The sequence below is a fragment of the Pseudopedobacter beijingensis genome (assembly GCF_042678145.1).
GTDB lineage: Bacteria > Bacteroidota > Bacteroidia > Sphingobacteriales > Sphingobacteriaceae > Pseudopedobacter > Pseudopedobacter beijingensis.
Genome location: NZ_JBHUDG010000051.1, coordinates 83,322 through 99,056, shown reverse-complemented (window position 1 = coordinate 99,056; position 15,735 = coordinate 83,322). Strand labels below are relative to the sequence as shown.

The 15,735-nt window shown below is 33.5% G+C and carries 17 protein-coding genes and 1 tRNA gene; 10 read left to right on the top strand and 8 right to left on the bottom strand.

Going from position 1 to position 15,735, the window contains the following annotated elements; translation table 11 throughout:
- The 3 genes from ACFSAH_RS19005 to ACFSAH_RS18995 all read right to left on the bottom strand — a co-directional run bounded on the left by ACFSAH_RS19005 (window position 1) and on the right by ACFSAH_RS18995 (window position 4,613).
- Window positions 1-696: a DUF4290 domain-containing protein gene (locus ACFSAH_RS19005; protein ID WP_379664289.1), complete on the bottom strand. Its 696-nt coding sequence runs from the start codon at window positions 694-696 to the stop codon at window positions 1-3.
- Window positions 697-842: 146 nt separating this feature from the next.
- Window positions 843-3,149: an ATP-dependent helicase gene (locus tag ACFSAH_RS19000; protein ID WP_379664288.1), complete on the bottom strand. Its 2,307-nt coding sequence runs from the start codon at window positions 3,147-3,149 to the stop codon at window positions 843-845.
- A gap of 66 nt (window positions 3,150-3,215) precedes the next feature.
- A complete protein-coding gene (locus ACFSAH_RS18995) occupies window positions 3,216-4,613 on the bottom strand; it encodes a tetratricopeptide repeat protein (RefSeq protein WP_379664287.1) in 1,398 nt (465 codons plus the stop codon).
- A 256-nt stretch (window positions 4,614-4,869) separates the two neighbouring features.
- Between ACFSAH_RS18995 and ACFSAH_RS18990 the strand changes: the two genes are divergently transcribed.
- The 5 genes from ACFSAH_RS18990 to ACFSAH_RS18970 all read left to right on the top strand — a co-directional run bounded on the left by ACFSAH_RS18990 (window position 4,870) and on the right by ACFSAH_RS18970 (window position 10,041).
- Entirely contained in the window at window positions 4,870-5,010 is a 141-nt protein-coding gene (locus ACFSAH_RS18990) for a hypothetical protein (RefSeq protein WP_379664286.1), read from the top strand.
- Window positions 5,011-5,112: 102 nt separating this feature from the next.
- Window positions 5,113-6,483 carry a dipeptidase gene (locus ACFSAH_RS18985; protein WP_379664285.1) on the top strand — a complete coding sequence of 457 codons (1,371 nt, stop codon included), beginning with the start codon at window positions 5,113-5,115 and terminating at the stop codon, window positions 6,481-6,483.
- A gap of 102 nt (window positions 6,484-6,585) precedes the next feature.
- On the top strand, window positions 6,586-7,482 hold the full coding sequence (locus ACFSAH_RS18980; protein ID WP_379664284.1) for a glycoside hydrolase family 25 protein: 897 nt from the start codon (window positions 6,586-6,588) through the stop codon (window positions 7,480-7,482).
- 16 nt (window positions 7,483-7,498) lie between these two features.
- The gene (locus ACFSAH_RS18975; RefSeq protein ID WP_379664283.1) at window positions 7,499-9,508 is read left to right on the top strand and encodes a thioredoxin domain-containing protein; all 2,010 of its coding nucleotides are present in this window, start codon (window positions 7,499-7,501) and stop codon (window positions 9,506-9,508) included.
- 35 nt (window positions 9,509-9,543) lie between these two features.
- On the top strand, window positions 9,544-10,041 hold the full coding sequence (locus tag ACFSAH_RS18970; RefSeq protein ID WP_379664282.1) for an FKBP-type peptidyl-prolyl cis-trans isomerase: 498 nt from the start codon (window positions 9,544-9,546) through the stop codon (window positions 10,039-10,041).
- A 67-nt stretch (window positions 10,042-10,108) separates the two neighbouring features.
- Here ACFSAH_RS18970 and ACFSAH_RS18965 read toward each other — a convergent pair whose 3' ends face one another.
- From ACFSAH_RS18965 to ACFSAH_RS18955, 3 genes are all read right to left on the bottom strand, one after another.
- Window positions 10,109-10,702: a hypothetical protein gene (locus tag ACFSAH_RS18965; RefSeq protein WP_379664281.1), complete on the bottom strand. Its 594-nt coding sequence runs from the start codon at window positions 10,700-10,702 to the stop codon at window positions 10,109-10,111.
- A complete protein-coding gene (locus tag ACFSAH_RS18960) occupies window positions 10,689-11,186 on the bottom strand; it encodes an RNA polymerase sigma factor (protein WP_379664280.1) in 498 nt (165 codons plus the stop codon). The genes ACFSAH_RS18965 and ACFSAH_RS18960 overlap by 14 nt, the downstream gene beginning before the upstream one ends.
- 61 nt (window positions 11,187-11,247) lie before the next feature.
- Window positions 11,248-11,748, bottom strand: a complete 501-nt coding sequence (locus tag ACFSAH_RS18955) for a hypothetical protein (protein WP_379664279.1) — start codon at window positions 11,746-11,748, stop codon at window positions 11,248-11,250.
- A 56-nt stretch (window positions 11,749-11,804) separates the two neighbouring features.
- Here ACFSAH_RS18955 and ACFSAH_RS18950 point away from each other — a divergent pair, with 56 nt between their 5' ends.
- The 5 genes from ACFSAH_RS18950 to ACFSAH_RS18930 all read left to right on the top strand — a co-directional run bounded on the left by ACFSAH_RS18950 (window position 11,805) and on the right by ACFSAH_RS18930 (window position 15,355).
- Window positions 11,805-13,181: a dicarboxylate/amino acid:cation symporter gene (locus tag ACFSAH_RS18950; protein WP_379664278.1), complete on the top strand. Its 1,377-nt coding sequence runs from the start codon at window positions 11,805-11,807 to the stop codon at window positions 13,179-13,181.
- Between the two features lie 80 nt (window positions 13,182-13,261).
- Window positions 13,262-13,687 (top strand): hypothetical protein, encoded by a 426-nt coding sequence (locus tag ACFSAH_RS18945; RefSeq protein ID WP_379664277.1) that lies wholly within the window; start codon window positions 13,262-13,264, stop codon window positions 13,685-13,687.
- A 117-nt stretch (window positions 13,688-13,804) separates the two neighbouring features.
- Complete coding sequence (rplU, locus tag ACFSAH_RS18940; RefSeq protein WP_379664276.1) at window positions 13,805-14,116, top strand: 50S ribosomal protein L21; 312 nt, start codon at window positions 13,805-13,807, stop codon at window positions 14,114-14,116.
- Window positions 14,117-14,170: 54 nt separating this feature from the next.
- A complete protein-coding gene (rpmA, locus tag ACFSAH_RS18935; RefSeq protein WP_379664275.1) occupies window positions 14,171-14,440 on the top strand; it encodes a 50S ribosomal protein L27 in 270 nt (89 codons plus the stop codon).
- A 171-nt stretch (window positions 14,441-14,611) separates the two neighbouring features.
- Window positions 14,612-15,355: a response regulator transcription factor gene (locus ACFSAH_RS18930; protein ID WP_379664274.1), complete on the top strand. Its 744-nt coding sequence runs from the start codon at window positions 14,612-14,614 to the stop codon at window positions 15,353-15,355.
- Between the two features lie 96 nt (window positions 15,356-15,451).
- Here ACFSAH_RS18930 and ACFSAH_RS18925 read toward each other — a convergent pair whose 3' ends face one another.
- Both ACFSAH_RS18925 and ACFSAH_RS18920 read right to left on the bottom strand, forming a co-directional pair.
- Window positions 15,452-15,613, bottom strand: coding sequence for a spore protein (locus ACFSAH_RS18925; RefSeq protein WP_379664273.1), 162 nt, complete (start codon window positions 15,611-15,613; stop codon window positions 15,452-15,454).
- A 27-nt stretch (window positions 15,614-15,640) separates the two neighbouring features.
- Window positions 15,641-15,711 (bottom strand) — tRNA-Cys (locus ACFSAH_RS18920).
- Between the last annotated feature and the right edge of the window lie 24 nt (window positions 15,712-15,735).

Below are 15,735 nucleotides of genomic sequence, written 5' to 3'. Positions count from 1 at the left end.
TTAATTTCTTTTCCCTCCGTTCTGATTTTTTTGACGGTTCTTGTTATGGTTATTATTATTGTTGTTGTTTTGTCTGAAGTTTTTTACAGACTTCTTCATTCCACCATTACTTGACGGATTGTTGGCAGGCTTTAAATCTACTTTTTGTAAAGTAACATTGGATAAATCAAGTTCATTATTAGAAAGATGTCTTAGGTCGGAAAGAATCTGTTCGTCATTTACATAATCTTTATTCCATAGTACGTAAGCTACTTTCATGAAGTTAGCAATGGAGCTTACCATAGCCTGTTTTTTCTCAGGATCGTTTACTTCTTTTGCTTTTTTGATCATCATTTCTACGGTATGACCGTAATGTTTATACCTGATTCTGCTTTGTGGATATTCTAAGCGTTCTGGTTTAAAGTTGATGTTTTCCTTTGCAGTAATAGGGTAGGGTGAGTCTACGTCTATTTTAAATCCTGAAATAATATGCAGGTGATCCCAAAGTTTATGTTTAAAATCAGGTACATCACGTAAATGAGGATTTAGAAAACCCATCATATCTATAACTACCTGAGCGTATTTGTTTCTTTCTTCTTTTGTAGGAAGCGTACAGATATATTCTACCATATTTTGTACGTTTCTACCATATTCAGCAAGAATTAATTTTTTTCTTGAAGTATTGTAATCAAAAACTTCGGCGTTTGTATTATTCATTTTAAACTGCTTAAAAGCAAAGGTTTTACGCTTTTTTATAAATATTTTCCTGTTGGTGATACCACCACGTTTTTCAAAGGTTCAACAAAAATAAGCAAAGCAACTATAAATCTACTATCCGTTACCTTTTTTTTACTAAATAATCTTTATCTCACTATGCGCAATTTAGCAAATTTTAATAATAGTTGTTTTTGACCTATATCTTTAAAGAAAATGGTTGCTTTAATATCTGGTTTATTTCCTTCCAGGTTTAATACTTTACCAAAACCAAATCTTTCATGTTCTACCTGTTGCCCTACCTGTAAAGAAGAGGTGTCTTCTGGTTTGAAATCAGGAGAGGGAACATGCGCTTTTGAAAGTAAAGCTGTGGTTTTTACCTTTTGAGCAGATGCTGGTTTGGGTTTTGAAAAAACATCATTTGTTTTGCTTTCTCCTCCTGTAGTGCTTTTCCATAATGTTCGTTCGTTATCGAAGGATGATTTTTCGTTACTTACGAAGGCAGACTTTTTAGGAAGATCTATTTCTAGATATTTAGGATCTATTTCATCTAAAAATCTAGAAGGTTCGCAATTAACCAGAGTACCAAATTTAAACCTGGATGTGGCGTAACTTAAATGCAGTTTATTTTCTGCGCGGGTAACCGCTACATAAAAAAGTCTTCTTTCTTCTTCTAAATCGGCTCTTGAATTTAAAGACATTTGACTTGGGAAAAGATTTTCTTCTAAACCAACAACATACACCTGGTTAAATTCCAGACCTTTAGAAGAGTGTATGGTCATTAAAGAAACAGTGTCTTTATCTTCTGCTTTTTCGTTGTCATCGTTGGTCAGTAACGCTACATCTTCCATAAAAACGCTCAGGTTTCTATCTTCTATATCCTCTCTTTCAGAAAACTCTTTGATACCGTTTAATAGTTCCTGTATGTTTTCATATCTGGCCAAACCTTCTACGGACTTATCGTCGTAAAGGTCTTTTAACAAGGTAGAATGTTGGGCAATATGAAGTGCTGCATCGTAAGCTGTACTGGTTTTAGCTACGGCAGCAAAGCTTTGTATCATGGTTGCAAAGTTGCCTACAGCGGTAGCAGCTCTGTTATCCAGAAACTGAGGGGCATTTAATGCAATTTCAAATAATGATTTACCGTATTGATCGGCAGCAACGATCATTCGGTCTATTGTGGTTTTGCCGATACCTCTTGCCGGATAATTGATAACTCTCTTAAAGGCTTCTTCATCATTGTTATTAAAAGTGAGACGAAAATAGGCAATCAGATCCTTGATTTCCTTTCTTTGGTAGAACGACATACCTCCATGTATTTTATAAGGTACACCAAGTTTTCTAAGGCCTTCCTCCATAGAACGGGATTGGGCATTGGTTCTGTATAATACAGCAAATTCGTTCCAATCCAGAGATTTAGTACTTCTCTCCTGAATAATAGACTCGGCAACACTTTTGCCTTCTTCGTTATCCGAGTAAGATCTGGTTATTCTTACTTTATCGCCCTCATCGTTATCCGAGAAAACATTTTTCTCCAATTGATTCTCATTGTTTTTAATGATGCTGTTGGCAACATTCACAATATTTTGGGTAGAACGGTAGTTTTGTTCCAGTTTAAATACTTTTACATCCGGATAATCTTTTTGGAAATTAAGAATGTTTTGAATGTTAGCTCCCCTAAATCCGTAAATACTCTGCGCATCGTCTCCAACCACGCAAAGATTGTAATTTACAGCAGCTAGTTTTTTAACTATCAGGTATTGAGAAAAGTTAGTATCCTGATACTCATCTACCATCAAATACTTGAATTTATGTTGGTATTTATGCAATACTTCTGGATGGTCTCTTAATAAAACGTTGGTTTTAAAAAGTAAATCATCAAAATCCATAGCGCCGGCTTTAAAGCAGCGGGCGGTGTAAGTGGCGTAAACTTGTCCCAGTTGCCCTCTTCCTGTAGAAAAATCGTCAGCTTGTATCTGATCATTTTTTAGATATTCGGCGGCAGAAATCAGGTTGTTTTTTGCCATGGAGATACGACCGTATACAAAGTTTGGATTGTATAGCTTATCATCCAAGCTCATTTCTTTTAAAATGGCTTTTAATAAGCTTTTACTGTCATCAGTATCGTATATGGTAAAGTTATTTGGATAACCTATTTTTTCGGCTTCAACTCTTAGTATTTTAGCAAATACGGAGTGGAATGTTCCCATCCAGATATTTTTAGCTTCGGAACCAACTACTTTCATAATACGCTCACGCATTTCCTTTGCTGCTTTGTTGGTAAAAGTCAAAACTAATATGTTAAAAGGATCTATTCCTTTTTGTATTAAATGCGCTACTCTATATGTAATTACCCTGGTTTTTCCAGAGCCTGCACCAGCAACTATCATTACCGGGCCTTCGGTTTGTTCTACGGCTTGTCTTTGAGATGGGTTTAACCCTTTTAAATAATCCAAATCAGTTTGTTTTTTTAAAATGCAAAATTAAGAATGATTCAGCAATATTCTAAAGTTATGTGTGCATTACTTTTTACTTAGACCTTTTCGGGTAGGATCGTGTAGTGCAATGTTTATATCCATAATTTGTTCGTCAATATCTTCAACACATTTTTTCATTTGCTGGATACATTCTTTTTCCCCCATTAAATCATCTTCCGAAAGCATAATTAATCCTTTAAGCGTAGCTATTGGACCTCTTATTTGATGTGAGAGATGGGAGGAATATTCTGAAAGTTTTTGGTTTTTATTAATTAAATCCTTGGTTCTTTCAGCTATAATATCTTCCAATTTCTGATTCATCACATTTAAATTCTCTTTTTGAATAGAGATCTCTTCATTTAGTTTTTTTAACCGGATATTGCTTTTTTCTGCCTTTTTCTTGTTTTTATGGAGGATTAATATAAGGATTAATGAAAGGATAGATACAATAATTGCAGCAACCATGATAATCCAGTTTTTTTCCTGTTTAGCAAGGGCTATTTCGTATTCTTTTTGTTTTTGTAATGTTTGTTGCTGTTCTTCATGTAAGTTAAGGATGTTTGAAACATTCTCTGTATGATTTATACTATCCTTTGAATGGATTTTTTCTAGATTTTCTAAAGCAGCTTTATAGTTTCCTTGTTTTTTTTCTAACTCATATGCTGCAATAGTAAAGTCGTAAATTAATTTTTCATCATAAAGTTCTTTAGCAAGATTTAAGCCTTCGTTTATATGTTCTTTTGCTTTATCGTATTGATGTGTAGCAATATTGATGTCAGATAAAGTCAGATTTATACCAGATAGAGAGTTTTTAAAATTTAGTTCTTTTGCTAATTTATATGCTTTGTTTAGGTTTAGTTTTGCATCATCGAACTGGTTTAAGTAGAATTGGTTTGTTCCTATGTTTTGAAAACTAATTAATTCTCCTTTTTTATCTTTTATGTTTTTAAAGATTGATAAGGCTTTATAATATTCATGAGAGGCTATCTCATAGGTTTTATTATAAGTGTATATTGTTCCTATGCTTAAATGAGCAGATGCTATTAAATTATATAGTGATTCATCTTCAGCTAATTTTATTGTTTTTCTAAAGTAGGCGAATGCTTTTTCATTATTAAAGTATTTATAAGAATTTCCGAGATTATTGTAAACCTTGGCAATGCCCTTCTTGTCTTTAGTTTTAGTATAGATAGTTAATGATTTTAAGTAGTAATTTATGGCACTATCTCTTTTGTTAACATTATGGTAATTAACTCCTAATATTCTTAAGCTTTCAGCTATATAACGTTGGTCTTTGTTTTTTGTAGATAAAGTGAGGGCTAAATTTCCTGCCTCAATTCCCTCAATGAAATTAACTCTTGACAAAGCAAGGCTTTTATCAAGGAGTGAGTCTATCTTTTTTTGATCCTTATCAGCTTCAGCGTATGAAGATGATAACATCATAAGCGGTAATAACGTAATATAAATTACTAGTTGTTTGAAGTGTATCATTACTTCTACTAAAGTACCTTTATATGTGTTAAAAAAACACATAAATTTAATTTAATGATTAATTAATTTTAAGTTAAGATTATTGTTTTTATTTGTGTTTATATTTATTTTATTATTTAAAATAATTTCTTTTTTGTTTTTATGTTTAATATACTTGTGTTGTGATATTTAAAAATAAATAACCATAAAAATCAAAAATATGAAAAAAATGTTACTAGGTTTAATCGTATTGGGTACGGTTTTATCCACATCATGTTCTAAAGAATCAGAAGTTACACCTGAGAAAAAAGAAGTATTGCCACATACTATACAGTATGGGCCAAAGAAAAATTTGGGTGATTACGATTAATCATAAAAAATAAAAAACAGCGAATGTAACAATTCGCTGTTTTTTTTATGAAAAAATATTCCTCCTCGTATAAATACTATATTTGTGTAAATACAGAAAACTATGCAATCCATCAAAAATTATATCGAGGAAAATAAAACCAGATTTTTAGACGAGCTGATTGAACTTTTAAAATACCCATCTGTTAGTGCAGACCCTGTGCATGAAAATGATGTTTTAGCTACAGCAGAATTTGTAGCTCAAAAGCTGAAGGACGCCGGAGCGGATAAAGTAGAAGTTTGTCCTACAGCTGGGTATCCAATCGTGTACGGAGAGAAAATTATTGATCCCGCCTTACCTACAGTTTTAGTTTATGGACATTATGATGTACAACCCGCAGATCCATTAGAGCTTTGGAAAACCCCACCTTTTGAACCAACCATAAAAGATGGTAAAATTTATGCAAGAGGAGCCTGTGATGATAAAGGACAGTTTTACATGCATGTAAAAGCTTTTGAGCTGATGATGCAAAACAATTTATTGTTATGCAATATCAAATTCATGATTGAAGGTGAAGAAGAAGTAGGTTCAGATAATTTAGGGAAGTTTGTAGCATCTAATAAAGAACGACTAAAAGCAGATGTGGTCTTAATATCAGACACTTCTATGATTAGTATGGAAACACCTTCTTTAGAAACAGGTCTAAGAGGTTTGTCTTACATGGAAGTAGAGGTTGTGGGGCCAAACAGAGATTTACATTCGGGAGTGTACGGTGGGGCTGTAGCTAATCCGGTGAATATTTTGTGTCAGATGATAGCTTCGTTGCATGACGAAAATAACCATATCACCATTCCCGGTTTTTATGATGGGGTATTGGAACTTTCTGAGGAAGAGCAAAAAGAATTGAATTCTGCACCTTTTGATCTGGAAGAGTATAAGAAAGATTTGGACGTAGAAGAGGTCTGGGGAGAAAAAGGATATTCTACCATAGAAAGAACAGGAACAAGACCAACTTTAGATGTCAATGGAATTTGGGGCGGATACACAGGGGTTGGAGCAAAAACCGTTTTACCGTCTAAAGCAAATGCAAAAATATCAATGAGATTGGTTCCCGGACAAGATTGGGAGAAAATTTCAGATTTGTTTACAAAACATTTTGAAAGTATAGCTCCAAAATCAGTAAAAGTAAAAGTAACAAAACACCACGGTGGTGCACCTTATGTTACGCCGACAGATTCAGTAGCTTACCAGGCCGCATATAAAGCGATAGAAGAATCCTTCGGAAAAGCACCTGTACCAACCAGAGGCGGTGGTTCAATTCCTATTGTAGCATTGTTTGAAGAAGAATTAGAAGTAAAAACCGTTTTAATGGGCTTTGGATTAGATAGTGACAATCTTCACTCGCCTAATGAAAAATATGATTTGTATAACTATTATAAAGGCATAGAAACCATTCCTTTGTTTTATAAATACTTTGCACAACTTAATAAATAACAAAAGGAGCGGTTTTCAAACCGCTCCTTTTGTTATTTCATTCAACAGATCTACTTCCGGGCAGTAAAAGTTTTGTTAATTTTGTCTGTTCAAAAGCTAATAATGTCCGTATCCTCAAAGCAATCCAGATCAGTTAAGAAAAAAGTAGTAAGTAAGCAGGTTCGAAAGGTATCTCCGAAGCGAAAAAAAAAGACATTTACTGAAAAATATAAGTATAAATTTATTCTTCTGATACTTGTATTGCTTATTCTTTCGCCATTTTATTATGGTAAAATAATCAGGACAACAGTTTCTACTACAAGGTGGATAAAAGATCTGTTTATATTTAATGAATATCCGCATTACGAAAAATTTAATGTGAAAATCCCCAGAAGATATTATGTGCATGGAATAGACGTATCCTCATACCAGCAAAAAATAAAGTGGAACCTGGTAGACTCAATGAGTGATGAAGGTGTTAAAATAAACTTTGCTTTTATAAAAGCAACAGAGGGAGTAACGTTGGTAGATCCATATTTTCAGAGAAATTGGCGAGAGAGTAAAGAAAATGGAATTATAAGAGGCGCTTATCATTATTTTAAACCCAAAAAATCAGGACAGTGGCAAGCCCATTTTTTCCTGCAAACAGCTAAATTTGAAATGGGCGATTTACCTCCGGTTTTAGATATTGAGGAGATAGGTAATCTTTCTAAAAAAGAACTGCAGGAAAATGTTCAGGCATTCTTAGATGAAGTTGAACGGAAAGTAAGGGTGAAACCAATAATTTACACGGGATATAAGTTTTATGTAGATTATTTGAAAGGGAAATTTGATGATTATCCTTTATGGGTAGCACATTATTACCAACCCAAATTGAAGTTGGATAATACGCAATGGAAATTCTGGCAGCATGCAGATAATGCTACAGTAGATGGCATAAGAGGTAAAACAGATCTGAATGTTTTCAATGGAGATGAGGAAGATTTAAGCGCTTTATTGATACAACATCATTTGTACTAATCATAAAAAAAGAGAAATGGCAAATAGATTAATAAATTCATCGTCACCTTATTTGTTGCAACATGCTAACAATCCGGTAGACTGGTATCCGTGGGGAGAAGAGGCTTTAAATAAAGCCAGAGAAGAAAATAAATTGATTTTGGTGAGTATAGGATATTCAGCATGCCATTGGTGTCATGTAATGGAGCATGAAAGTTTTGAGGATGAAGACATTGCCGTGATAATGAACAAGTTTTTTGTTTGTATAAAAGTAGACAGAGAAGAACGACCGGATATTGATCAGATTTATATGAATGCTGTTCAATTAATGACGGGAAGAGGGGGGTGGCCTTTAAATTGTTTCTGTTTGCCGGATCAACGTCCTATTTATGGAGGAACTTATTTTCGCAAAGAAGATTGGAGGAATTTGTTATTGAATTTGGCTCAGTTCTATCAAAATACACCTAAAGAAGCAGAAGAATATGCAGTAAGGCTAACTGAAGGAATTAGACAGTCAGAAAAGCTGACTTTTGTAAATACAGAAAGAATCTATAAACCAAAAGATATTCAGGGAATTCTAAAACCCTGGAAAATGCTTTTTGATTTTTCGGAAGGTGGACACAATAAAGCACCTAAATTTCCCATGCCTGATAATTGGGCTTTTTTAATGAAAGTAGCACATCTGGAAAAAGACGATGCCGCCAGGGTAATTGTAAAGCTTACATTGGATAAAATGGCGGCAGGTGGAATATACGATCATTTGGGAGGAGGTTTTGCCAGATACTCTGTAGATCATCAGTGGCATATTCCTCACTTTGAAAAAATGCTGTATGATAACGGTCAATTGATGAGTTTATATGCTGATGCCTATAAGTTTTATAAAGATGAACATTATAAAGAAGTGGTTTACGAAACCTTTTCCTGGCTGTTAAGAGAAATGATCTCACCAGAAAGTGGCTTTTATTCAGCTTTAGATGCAGATAGTGAAGGTGTAGAAGGTAAATTTTATACTTGGGATAAAGCAGAAATAAATAAAGTTTTAGACAGTAAAACTGCCGAGATATTTAATGACTACTATGAGATTACCGAAGACGGAAATTGGGAAGAAGAGCAAATCAATAATCCATGGATAAGAAAAACTAAAGAAGAGGTAGCAAATAAATTCAGTATATCAGAAGAGAAACTCAATAATCTATTATCTGAAGCAAAAGAGAAATTGCTGGAGCATAGAAACAAAAGGGTACATCCGGGCCTGGATGATAAAATATTGACCTCATGGAATGCATTAATGCTCAAAGGGCTTTGCGATGCTTACAAAGCTTTCAACGATAATCAGTTTCTGGAATTAGCTAATAAAAATGCAGTATTTATTTTGAATAATATGCTGGCTGAAAACGGAAAACTTTTTAGAAACTATAAAGGGAGTAAAGCGTCTATATCCGCTTTTTTAGACGATTATGCTTTGTTAATTCAAGCGTTCATAAGTCTGTACGAGGTGACTTTTGACGAAAAATGGATATTTAGCGCAGATAAATTAACCGAATTTGTTTTAACGCATTTTAAAGATTCAGAATCAGGATTGTTCTTTTATACATCAGATTTAGACAAGGAGCTGATAGCCCGTAAATGCGAAGTTATGGATAATGTAATACCCTCTTCAAATTCAGTAATGGCTCATAACCTGAAAAAATTAGGATTGTTGCTGGATAAAGAATCTTATCTGGATTATTACCAGGGAATGTTGCGTACAGTAGCGCCGCATATTGCATCATACGGATCTGCCTATTCTAATTGGGCCTCATTATTGCTTGATGAAGTGTACGGACTTTATGAAATTGCAATAACGGGTGAAAATGTAGAGGAAAAAAGAATAGCACTCGAAAAATTTTATATTCCCAACAAGATTATTTTGGGTGGTAAATCAGGAACATTACCTTTGTTGGCAGACAAGTTTATTGGTGAAACTAAAATTTTTGTTTGTGAAAACAAAACTTGCCAGTTGCCGGTGAGCGAAGTAAAGCAAGCAATAGAACAAATATATAATTAACAGAAATACCGGCGGTGTTTCATAAACAACAAATAATGAAGATTGACAACAAACATGTAGTCTCCGTAACTTACGACTTGTATATTAGCGAAGATGGCGAAAAAAAACACGTAGAAAGTGCAACTATCGAGCAACCATTGGTTTTTTTATACGGTGTAGGTATGATGCTTCCTAAATTTGAGGAGCATTTAAAAGGTTTGACTATCGGAGATAATTATTCATTTTCTCTTCCTGCAGCTGATGCTTATGGAGAGTTTGATGAAGCAGCAGTAGTAAACTTGCCAAAATCTATGTTCGAAAGTCAAGGAGGTTTACCAGAGGCAGGAACTGTTCTTCCATTGCAAGATAATCAAGGAAATCAGTTCCAGGGAAGAGTAGTTTCTATAGTAGAAGATGCAGTATTGGTAGACTTAAATCATCCAATGGCGGGGCATGAGCTTCACTTCAATGGAACAATACAAGATGTTAGAGAAGCAACAGCTGAAGAATTAGATCATGGTCACGTACATGGACCAGGTGGACATCACCACTAAATAAAAATAGAAAAACCGGAGTAAAATTGATTCCGGTTTTTTGTTTTAATAGTGAATTGGTCAATAACTAATCTAAAAGTTGTTGTTTTAATCTTTCCAATTCAGTAATCATATCGTTAAACTTCTTTTCCTCTTTTCTGATGTATACATTCCTCCAGAATACACTGGTAAGTATAAACCAGGCAGCAACACATATCATGATGACAATACTTAAAATAATATCCAGATAATCAAAAAACTCTATAAAATAGAGCATTAAAGCGATACTTATTCCTGTGAAATATAAAAAGTAATGAACAGTATGCTGTTTGTATCTTTCTTTTTGGAAACGTTTTACAAACTCAATATGTAGTTCCGGTTTATCCAGAATGGCATCCTCTTTTAGGTACTTCAGATTTTTGATCTGTCTGGTAATATAAAATATACAACATAGTTCAATTATAAAGAAAGAAAGGTGAGTGGTAAGGTAATCAAAACTAGTTATGTACCAAACGATCGAAACAAACACAGTTGCTAAGCACATCAGCGTTAGCTCTAGAATAATTTTTGTCTTAAAAGTATGAGTAGATTTTTTATAATTAGCAATCACCTCCTTATAATCTACACTTGGTTCAGAGCTTTGTCCGCTCCATATATCCAATAATGAATCAAAGTCTTTCATATCTATTATATAATTCGGTCAGCTTATTTTTAATTCTGTGAATTTTAACTCTAAGGTTTCCTTCAGAGATACCAGAAATTTCTGCAATTTCATTGTAAGGGAGTTCATCTAAAACCATGGTTATAATTAATCGGTCCGTTTCTTCCAATTGAGCAATACATTTATACAAGGTTTTAATCTGTTCCTGTTTTTCAGAAATTTCTTCTTTATGTTCGGCTATAATACTTGGAGTTAATTCGTCTTTTGCTTGCCTGTTTTCTTTTCTGAGATGAGTAAGGCAAGTGTTTACTGCAATACGATATATCCAGGTAGAAATCATAGCCTGGTTTCTGAACTTATCAAGATTTTGCCAAACTTTGATAAATGTTTCCTGCAAAAGATCGTTTGCACTTTCTTCGTCGTTAGTGTATCCGTAACATAAATGATAGATTTTCTTAGAATTTTTCTGGAAAATCTCTTTAAATACATGTTCTTGATCCGTCATTATAAACTAAATACTGACTTTGTTATTAAGACAATCAAAAATGTTTTTTGTTACAATGGCTTTATAGGAAAATACTCTCTTTTTGGGCATGAGTTAATAGTAATTCTATTTCAATGTTATAATCGAATTTAAGATCTTCATCTAACTTTTCTGTTAGTTTTTGAGCTTTTATGATTTGACGTAAAAATATATTCTGGAGTGCTTTAAGCCTAGTTTTTAATAATTTATTCTCTATAAATAAATTGCAGAAAAAAATACTCATTTCAACATCATATCTTTTAATGGCAACAAATTTTAAATGCTTGTTTAATAGCCTTACGACTTTCCGTAATTTTTTTAATTTTTGATAGTCTGCACCATTTAAATCATTAAAAGAATCGGTGATAAGAGTTTTTAGTTCTTCAATATAAACTTCCGGTTGATCTTGATAAAATAAAAGGTAGTTAAGAAACTCTTTATTTTCTGTTTTAAATTTAGATATTTTTAATATAATCTCACTTAATTCATTGTATTCTAAATGAATGAGTTCTTTTTTGATTATAGAGAGCTTGGGAGTTTCCATAAAGTGATTTTGACAACAGCTTAAAATAATTAATTTTGCGGACCAACTATATCTAAATGAAACAAAACAAAGGTACAATTTTTACCATAGCAACGGTAACGTTAGCGGCTGCCATTTCTTTTTTAAATCATTATAACTGGGTTAATATACCAGATTATATTGCTATAGCAACCCGTTGGCTAGCCATTATAGGATTAATACTGTATGGCCTTAAGAAAAAAACACTTACCGCATGGATTTTAATATCTATGGTGATAGGTATCGAATTAGGGCATGATTATCCGGATATAGCCGTTCAGTTACAGGTTTTAAGTAAGATTTTCTTAAAGATGATAAAAACCGTAGTGGCACCATTACTTTTTGGTACGTTAGTCTATGGTATTGCAGGGCATTCAGATATTAAGCAGGTAGGACGCATGGGATGGAAGTCATTGGTGTATTTTGAAATAGTAACTACAATGGCATTATTTGTTGGATTGGCGGCTATAAATATTACAAAAGCAGGCGAAGGAATGAAACAGCCCCCTGTAGTAGAAAAGCTACCGGAAGTTCCGGCTCAATCGGTATCGGATGTTATTTTACATGCTTTTCCAGAAAATATAGCAAAATCTGTTGCAGATGGAGAAGTATTGCAAATCGTGATTTTTAGTATCATTTTTGGAGTAGCTCTGGTTCTGGTTCCAGAAAACAAGCGTATGCCAATGGTTAAATTTACAGAAAGCCTGTCAGAGGTTATGTTTAAGTTTACCAATATTATCATGTATTTTGCACCTATTGGTGTTGGTGCGGCCATAGCTTATACGGTGGGACATATGGGAGTAGGTGTACTGGTTAATTTATTTCACTTATTAATTACATTATATTTTGCGCTCATTGCATTTATTCTTCTAATTTTGCTGCCGATTGCATTATTTGTAGGGGTGCCTATAAAGAAGTTTATGAAAGCAGTGGCAGAGCCTATATCGATAGCCTTTGCTACAACGAGTTCGGAAGCCGCTTTACCCAGAGCTATGGAGGCTATGGAAAGTATAGGGGTGCCTAGAAAAATTGTAGCTTTTGTTATCCCAACAGGATATAGTTTCAATTTAGATGGAACGACTTTATATCTTTCATTAGCAGCTATCTTTGTTTCGCAAGCGGCAGGGATGAATTTAAGCTTTTGGCATCAGGTGTTAATTGTTTTTACTCTGATGTTAACCAGTAAAGGTGTGGCGGGGATACCTCGAGCATCATTGGTGATACTATTAGGAACGGCAGCTTCGTTTAATATGCCGGTGTGGCCCATATTAATTATAGTTGGTATTGATGAGTTAATGGATATGGCAAGAACAGCAGTAAACGTATTAGGAAATTGCTTAGCAACGGTGGTAATTGCAAAATGGGAAGGCGAATTTGATCCTAATGCAGGGAATACTGAAATAGAAAAAATATGAGTAATAGAGGTAAGAAAATTTTTTTAGCAACTACGATTATTATCCCGTTTTTGTTGTACTGTTTTTATTATTATGGCAAAATGATAAAAAATGCGCCATATAAATTTGTGGAATTTGAGTACATCGTATTAAAATCAGGTGAAAATGGGAGGTATACCCAAACATACAATTCAAAAACTCAGGATTACGAATACCTCGATGCTCAAGACTCCCTCGTTCACAAGAAAGTGAAGTTAGGTAAAGATGATTTATTATTTCTACATAGAAAGGCCGCAGAATTAGGTTTTTGGGATTGGCCAACAAATATGGTGAGTGATAAGACTGGAAAGGCTCCTAAATATTATTTGGAATATGTTTATGAGCGTAAAACAAAAGTTATTGAATTAGATGCTGCTTATAACGAAAATCCAAAATTAAAAGATGCTGCAATTCAATTAATTAAAACAGTAGAGAAAACTATAACAGAATCAGAAGCAAGGTATCGGATAGGTGAAAAATCAAAATAGCCGAAACAAATAAATTAAGTGCATTTCCAAAAGAATGTTTTTGAGCTTTAATTTTGGATTTTTATATTATATACATATATTTGCACCTCAAATTTTAATTAAATAAATTTATTAACAATGTACGCAATAGTAAATATAGCAGGACAGCAATTTAAAGTTGCTAAAGACCAACATCTTTTTGTACACAGATTACAAGGTGATGAAGGCGCTACTGTTGAATTTGACAATGTATTGTTAGTTGAGAATGAAGGTAAATTTACAGTAGGTGCTCCTGCGGTAAACGGTGCTAAAGTTTCTGCTAAAATCGTGTCTCATTTAAAAGGTGATAAAGTAATCGTTTTTCACAAGAAAAGAAGAAAAGGTTACAAAAAGAAAAATGGTCACCGTCAATGTTTTACAAAAATTCAGATTGAGAATATCTCAATATAATTAATCTAAAATTGTTCACTCATTAAACTTTTGTTTAATAAAAAGATATAAACAATGGCACATAAGAAAGGGGCGGGTAGCTCTAACAACGGTAGAGAATCACATAGCAAACGTTTAGGCGTTAAAATTTTTGGTGGTCAATCTGCAATAGCAGGAAATATCATTGTACGTCAAAGAGGTACTTTGCATCATCCAGATAAAAACGTAGGTATTGGTAAAGACCATACTTTATTTGCTCTTGTAGACGGTAAAGTTGTTTTTAAGAAAAAAGCAGATAACAAATCTTATGTTTCTGTAGTTCCTGCTGAGGAAGCAAAAGCATAACTTTTTAGTTATATAAGATTAATAAAAGCCACCTTGAATAGGGTGGCTTTTTTGTTTACTTATTTTAAAATACTCTATTTAAAGAAACTGATTTGTCTGTTTTAACCTCTTTTTTGTTTATCCTGTTTTTTAATGCATATATTTGGGGTACCATTTGTAAATTCACACCCTATGAAGAATTCTCAAATTAGTAAACTTTCAGATAAAGAGCTGGTGGATATTCATGATCAACATCTTTATCAAATAGATAAATCTATTTTTGGAAATAAATATACAATAGAAGAAATAGGTGATATTATTCCAGGAGTGGTTATGTTGCATAATGTGTCATTAGAAACACAATCACTAGCTTATATGAATAGTGCAGGAAGGGAAAACCTAGGGTATACCATGCAGGAATTAAGAGATATGGGGCAGGATTATTATTTTAATTTTTTTCCGTCTGGACAGGCTGATATTCTTTTGGAAGGATTAAGTAGTATTCTTGTTAATAATGCTTACCAAAGTAGTTATTCTTTCTATCAGCAAGTTAAAACGGGAAATGAAGATAGTTATGAATGGTATTACACAAACTGTAAATTACTAAAAAAAACAGATTGTAATAGTGAAGGCAATCTATTGATGATTTCCAATGCAGTGAAAGGAATGGGGTATTTAGTAGGTAAAGTTAATAAAGCCTTAGAGCAGAATAGCTATATTCTGAGAAACTACAAGAAATTTGCCTCACTTACCAAAAGAGAATTAGAGATTATACAGTTGTTAGTTGATGGGAAATCTTCGGCAGAAATTGCTGATGAGCTCTTTATTTCAAAGCATACGGTAAACACCCATCGTAAAAATATTGTACAAAAGCTGGAAGTGAAATCTTTTGCAGAGTTGTTGCAATTTGCTTTGGCCTTTGATCTGACGACCTGACTTGTCTAGAGTAGATAAGAAAAGGTGGGAATAAAAAAAGCTTCACTTACCGGCCGATAAATGAAGCTTTAAATATTTTTATAAAAACCTAAATTTTTATAGAGAAGCTAAAACTTCGTTGTTTTTAACAACTTGGCTTTTTCCTTCTTGAGAACGACTTCCGTTTTCAATATTTCTTCCTAACTTCAAGAATTGAACCTCTAAGCGGGAAGTAGTTTTGTTTCTTCTGTCTTTTCTTTTTAAACGCGTTACTGCCATGACAATATATATTTATAAATATTTAAGAGGTCGAGAGCGGATTCGAACCGCTGTACAAGGTTTTGCAGACCTCTGCCTAGCCACTCGGCCACCCGACCTTATTTCCCGTTTAAGGGAATGCA

Bases quoted from the DNA above. Each gene is read 5' to 3' on its own strand.
- ACFSAH_RS19005 (WP_379664289.1), bottom strand. From the start codon at position 696: ATGAATAATACAAACGCCGAAGTTTTTGATTACAATACTTCAAGAAAA.
- ACFSAH_RS18995 (WP_379664287.1), bottom strand. From the start codon at position 4,613: ATGATGTTATCATCTTCATACGCTGAAGCTGATAAGGATCAAAAAAAG.
- ACFSAH_RS18990 (WP_379664286.1), top strand. From the start codon at position 4,870: ATGTTACTAGGTTTAATCGTATTGGGTACGGTTTTATCCACATCATGT.
- ACFSAH_RS18985 (WP_379664285.1), top strand. From the start codon at position 5,113: ATGCAATCCATCAAAAATTATATCGAGGAAAATAAAACCAGATTTTTA.
- ACFSAH_RS18980 (WP_379664284.1), top strand. From the start codon at position 6,586: ATGTCCGTATCCTCAAAGCAATCCAGATCAGTTAAGAAAAAAGTAGTA.
- ACFSAH_RS18975 (WP_379664283.1), top strand. From the start codon at position 7,499: ATGGCAAATAGATTAATAAATTCATCGTCACCTTATTTGTTGCAACAT.
- ACFSAH_RS18970 (WP_379664282.1), top strand. From the start codon at position 9,544: ATGAAGATTGACAACAAACATGTAGTCTCCGTAACTTACGACTTGTAT.
- ACFSAH_RS18965 (WP_379664281.1), bottom strand. From the start codon at position 10,702: ATGAAAGACTTTGATTCATTATTGGATATATGGAGCGGACAAAGCTCT.
- ACFSAH_RS18960 (WP_379664280.1), bottom strand. From the start codon at position 11,186: ATGACGGATCAAGAACATGTATTTAAAGAGATTTTCCAGAAAAATTCT.
- ACFSAH_RS18955 (WP_379664279.1), bottom strand. From the start codon at position 11,748: ATGGAAACTCCCAAGCTCTCTATAATCAAAAAAGAACTCATTCATTTA.
- ACFSAH_RS18950 (WP_379664278.1), top strand. From the start codon at position 11,805: ATGAAACAAAACAAAGGTACAATTTTTACCATAGCAACGGTAACGTTA.
- ACFSAH_RS18945 (WP_379664277.1), top strand. From the start codon at position 13,262: ATGATAAAAAATGCGCCATATAAATTTGTGGAATTTGAGTACATCGTA.
- rplU (WP_379664276.1), top strand. From the start codon at position 13,805: ATGTACGCAATAGTAAATATAGCAGGACAGCAATTTAAAGTTGCTAAA.
- rpmA (WP_379664275.1), top strand. From the start codon at position 14,171: ATGGCACATAAGAAAGGGGCGGGTAGCTCTAACAACGGTAGAGAATCA.
- ACFSAH_RS18930 (WP_379664274.1), top strand. From the start codon at position 14,612: ATGAAGAATTCTCAAATTAGTAAACTTTCAGATAAAGAGCTGGTGGAT.
- ACFSAH_RS18925 (WP_379664273.1), bottom strand. From the start codon at position 15,613: ATGGCAGTAACGCGTTTAAAAAGAAAAGACAGAAGAAACAAAACTACT.